Source organism: Candidatus Micrarchaeota archaeon (assembly GCA_028866575.1).
Taxonomy (GTDB): Archaea; Micrarchaeota; Micrarchaeia; order Micrarchaeales; family Micrarchaeaceae; genus UBA12276.
This window is the reverse complement of sequence record JAGWHU010000022.1, coordinates 1-4,329: the sequence shown is the minus strand read 5'-3', so window position 1 is coordinate 4,329 and position 4,329 is coordinate 1. Positions and strand designations below refer to the sequence as shown.

Annotated in this window: 5 protein-coding genes and 1 tRNA gene; 4 read left to right on the top strand and 2 right to left on the bottom strand. The window is 47.2% G+C overall.

Translation table 11 applies throughout. The annotated features are described in order from the left end of the window. Positions 1 to 225: 225 nt before the first annotated feature. Positions 226 to 402, bottom strand: coding sequence for a hypothetical protein (locus tag KGI06_05985; GenBank protein MDE1871757.1), 177 nt, complete (start codon positions 400 to 402; stop codon positions 226 to 228). Positions 403 to 685: 283 nt separating this feature from the next. On the opposite strand from KGI06_05985, the gene KGI06_05980 reads away from it, so the two are divergent. Together KGI06_05980 and KGI06_05975 are read left to right on the top strand one after the other, a co-directional pair. After that, complete coding sequence (locus KGI06_05980) at positions 686 to 910, top strand: hypothetical protein (protein ID MDE1871756.1); 225 nt, start codon at positions 686 to 688, stop codon at positions 908 to 910. A gap of 4 nt (positions 911 to 914) precedes the next feature. Next, positions 915 to 1,121: a hypothetical protein gene (locus KGI06_05975; GenBank protein ID MDE1871755.1), complete on the top strand. Its 207-nt coding sequence runs from the start codon at positions 915 to 917 to the stop codon at positions 1,119 to 1,121. 335 nt (positions 1,122 to 1,456) lie between these two features. Here the strand turns inward: KGI06_05975 and KGI06_05970 are convergent. Continuing rightward, positions 1,457 to 1,529: transfer RNA gene (locus tag KGI06_05970), tRNA-Gly, on the bottom strand. 117 nt (positions 1,530 to 1,646) lie between these two features. Between KGI06_05970 and KGI06_05965 the strand changes: the two genes are divergently transcribed. Both KGI06_05965 and proS read left to right on the top strand, forming a co-directional pair. Beyond that, on the top strand, positions 1,647 to 2,390 hold the full coding sequence (locus KGI06_05965) for an NAD-binding protein (GenBank protein ID MDE1871754.1): 744 nt from the start codon (positions 1,647 to 1,649) through the stop codon (positions 2,388 to 2,390). Between the two features lie 90 nt (positions 2,391 to 2,480). After that, positions 2,481 to 3,905, top strand: coding sequence for a proline--tRNA ligase (proS, locus tag KGI06_05960; protein ID MDE1871753.1), 1,425 nt, complete (start codon positions 2,481 to 2,483; stop codon positions 3,903 to 3,905). Positions 3,906 to 4,329 lie beyond the last annotated feature (424 nt).

Sequence of the window (4,329 nt, the reverse complement as noted above, 5' to 3'; positions counted from 1 at the left end):
TATATTATTTGTACTGTTTACACTATTCATGGGATCTTGTCTCTGGTGGCTAACGCCACCATTGATAAGAATTCAATAATAAGGAATAGATAAATTGTGCAATTCATCCAACGACTTAAAAGTCGTGGAATTCTTGCCTAAATATTAAAGATTGCGATTGCGCCAAGCTGGCCAAGGCCGATTGTATGAGCTGCGCAAGTCAATATAATGAACCTTATCGGAACCCTAGACCTTCTCCACTCCCAGTATCACTACATCGCTGTAGGCAAGGTCTTTGTACATTCCCCTGTTTTCCTTTATCTTCATCATCGCCTGGTTCACCGTAGGGGCCATTACCTCCACTATCGTCTCGAACTCAAGCTCCTTGTCGGATCTCCTGTATTTTACCATGTATTTTCCCATTGCATCGCCTGCTAATGGATGGGATAAAAAGCCATAAAGCCACATATTCCGCGCATGGTTTACCGGAATTCACACGGTTTGAAACAGATTGCGATCGCCTAGCATTAGACATTCGGGTTCCATGTGCAACTGTTGTTGACATGGTATTACCCGATGCTATAATATTTATCTGCAAATAGGTTAGCTGAAATCCGCTTAAAGAAGCTTGTGGGTAGTGTGCATCAAAAAGGCTTAATCAAGCATAATCTTTTATTTTAACTTGTTCATAATATAACTGATTTAAATGGGAAACGGGGCAAAGACTGAAATGAAATATAAGACCGAAGAACTGAAGCTGGTTTTAGACAAGCTGGACGACCTTGAGATGGAATTGCTTAGGCTTAGGGCGCAGTTGCTTCCAAAAGAGAAGATGTCAAAGAAGATGAAGAAGGCAATGGAAGAAGCAGAACGGGAGATAAAGCTAGGCAATTACATAACTGGCGGCCAATTGATAAAGAAATTGGGCTGATCCCTTGTTCTCAATCAAGGCTTCAAAGAAGGTCGAGAAGTCCATTGATAAGATGCCGGATTTCCATAAGAAGGGCATTAAAGAGGTAATTATAGCACTTGCGGAAGAGCCTGTGCCAGCCGCAGCATACGATGTCAGGAAATTGAGCGGAGGAGAGGACTCATACAGAATAAGAATCGGAGGAATAAGGATAAGCTATACTGTGTTATAGGAATTGAAGGAAATACATATATTTGAGATTGAATGGCGTGGCGGAGCCTACAAATAATTATCTACATTTACCTGTTCCTTCAGATGAGCTAAAAGTCTCCTTACGTTCTTGTAATCAAAGGCCAGTCCACCCTTTGTGATGAATAATGGCTCGTTAGGGTCTATTGACTTAAATCTGCTCGTATTTAGATATTCAACAATGTAAGGATGGCATAGGGAATTGTTTGTGAAAGGCACTCTCCTTTCTCCAGTTTTGCCTACAAACTTAAGCTTATTCGAACCCGATTTTCTGCTTAGATTGGATTTGAACCCTACTTTGTCTTCGCAAATTTCATTTGCGATTGCCGGGATTTGAACCCGGGTCGCTGCCTTGGCAAGGCAACGTCCTACCAGGCTAGACTACAATCGCGCCATAGCAGAATTAAGTTTTCGTTAATTAATACCTTTTGTTATTATGGGCACCAAATGGTTATTATATTTTCTTTTGGAAATTGTCCTGCTAGGCTTGTTTTGACAGGTGTCTTGCATGGATTCGCAGCTTAAGATCATCTATTTCGGCGCGATACTCGCGGTCTTCGTTTTCGGAGTATTGGGAACGTACATAATATCGCAGTACGGGGGCTTCAACGTGAGGGGCATGTCTCCGTTCGATGCAGCCTACTTCACCATAGTGACCATGTCGACAGTGGGATACGGGGACGTGCTGCCGGTGTCGCCGCTCGCTAAGCTGTTCGTGATGCTGCTGATAGTGATAGGCCTGAGCATATTCCTTAGCATAATAACGCTTATATCCGGTGAGTTCGTGAATGATAGGATGGAGAAGCTTTCCAATAGGCTGTCAAGGGCGGAGAAGAGGCATCTGAGGGGTCACGTGGTGCTCATAGGCACCGACGGCGTAAACCTCGCGATAGCGTCGGAGCTGTATTCAAAGGGCACAAAATTCATAATGATTGTAGCTGACAAGGTAGTTGCTGACAGGCTGCGCATGCTGAATTACAGGACTTACGTCGCCGATGCTACCTCGGAACTGGACATGTCGCAGTTCCAGATACACAGCTCCGACAAGGTGATAATAGACCTGAGGGACAGCACCAGGCTGGTGTATGCGCTCCTTGTCATAAGGACGATTGCCAAGGACGTCAACAAGATAATAGTGATACAGGACCGCGAGGCTGAGAGGCACATAGCTGAGCTAGGCACCCTGAAGAACGAGAAGGTGGTCAGCCCGAACGGCATAGCCGCTGATTCGATAATCAAGACAATGCTCTGAGCGTGCTGGTTTATAGCCATTCGCATCAATTATCTATCTCCGGTGGATTTAGTGGCAGATGAGGAAAAGCAGAAGGTCAACGAGAACAGCATTACCGCAGGGAAGGATGCCAACTTCCCTGAATGGTACTCGCAGGTGGTGCTCAAGGCAGGGCTTGCGGACTATGCGCCTGTGAAGGGCAGCATAGCCTTCCGCCCGGAATCGTATGAGATATGGGAGGGCATACAGAGGATATTCGACAGGATGATAAAGGATACGGGCCACAGGAACGTCTACATGCCGTTGCTTGTGCCCGCGCGCCTCCTTGAGCTTGAGGGGGAGCACTTCGAGGGGTTCAACCCAGAGGTTTACTGGGTTACAAAAAGCGGCAACAGCGACCTTGGCGAGAAGCTTGCGATAAGGCCCACGTCAGAGACCATATTCTACTACTTCTTCGCAAAATGGATAAGGAGCTGGAGGGATCTCCCGATGCTGCTCAACCAGTGGTGCAACGTGCTCAGGAGCGAGATAAAGGACACCAAGCCCTTTACCCGCACAAGCGAGTTCCTGTGGCAGGAGGGCCATACAGCGCATTCAACCCCGGATGAAGCAGAGAAGGAGGTGATGATGATAGCAGAATTCTACAGGGATGTCATGGAGAACTACCTTGCAATCCCTGTCCTTGTAGGGAAGAAGTCGGACAGGGAGAAGTTCGCCGGTGCAGTGTATACTGTGACTCTCGAGGCGCTGATGCCTGACGGGAAGGCGCTGCAGTGCGGCACATCCCATTACCTTGGGCAGAATTTCTCAAAGCCGTTTGGCGTAAAGTTCCTTAATGCGGAAAGCAAGGAGGAGAACCCATATACAACATCATGGGGCATATCAACAAGGCTCCTCGGCGGGCTTGTAATGACGCACGGGGACGACAAGGGGCTCATAGTGCCCCCGAAAGTTGCACCGCTTGAGATAGTGATCGTGCCGATATACAGGGACGACACCAAGGACAGGGTGCTAATGCACTCCAATATGATACTCAAAAAGCTCACGAGCAGGGGCTTCAGGGCAATGCTTGACAAAAGGGACGGCTATACCCCCGGCTGGAAGTTCAACGAGTGGGAGCTCAGGGGGGTTCCGCTCAGGATAGAGATAGGGCCGCGCGACATAGACGGCAGGCAGGTTGTGATTGCAAGGAGGGACACTTCCGAGAAAACGACAGTGAAGGAGGAGGACCTAATCAGGAAGGCAAGGTCAGAATTGAGATCAATTCAGAAGGCGTTGTTCTCCAGTGCAAGGAAAAGGCTCAGGAAGGGCATAACCAGCGTAAAGTCCTACGATGGCTTCAAGAGGGCGCTTGAGGCCAGGAAGGGCTTCATAAGGGCCAACTGGTGCGGCTCTGATGAGTGCGAGAGGCTCATAAAGGAGGAAACGGGCGCTACATGCAGGCTCATAAGGCTTGAGAACGAGAAAACCTTCGGGAAATGCGTGCATTGCGGCAAGGAAGCGGTGAATGTTGCCTATTTCGCAAAGGCCTACTGAGCAATCCTGACAGGCCTCCCTAAACGGACATAGGCACGCTAAAGGCAAATAATGGAGAGGGATTTTTCTGCATAGCCACTGCACTACAAAATTCCTATTACTAATAACTACTAATAGATACTAAATTAGTAGTAAGATTTATATACCTGAACCTTCATATACTAATAACTACTAATTACTACTAAATTAGTAGTTAGGTGCATAAATGAGGTTGCCTTCAAAACCGCCGTCTGATGAAGAACTAAGTGCAGTATTAGCGGAGCCGACAACTGAAGATAAAATGACCTTCTCCACGACCTAAAGGTCGTGGTATCATTCAGGTAAGTGTTGTTTGCATAGATATATCTTGTTTTCGTATGTAATTCTGCAATGTTTTCTCGTCTCTTGGACCAACACTTCCGTTGCTGTACCCTGCAGTCCAGAA

Excerpts from the sequence above, each read along its gene's own strand:
- KGI06_05985 (MDE1871757.1), bottom strand. The coding sequence starts at position 402 with ATGGGAAAATACATGGTAAAATACAGGAGATCCGACAAGGAGCTTGAG.
- KGI06_05980 (MDE1871756.1), top strand. The coding sequence starts at position 686 with ATGGGAAACGGGGCAAAGACTGAAATGAAATATAAGACCGAAGAACTG.
- KGI06_05965 (MDE1871754.1), top strand. The coding sequence starts at position 1,647 with ATGGATTCGCAGCTTAAGATCATCTATTTCGGCGCGATACTCGCGGTC.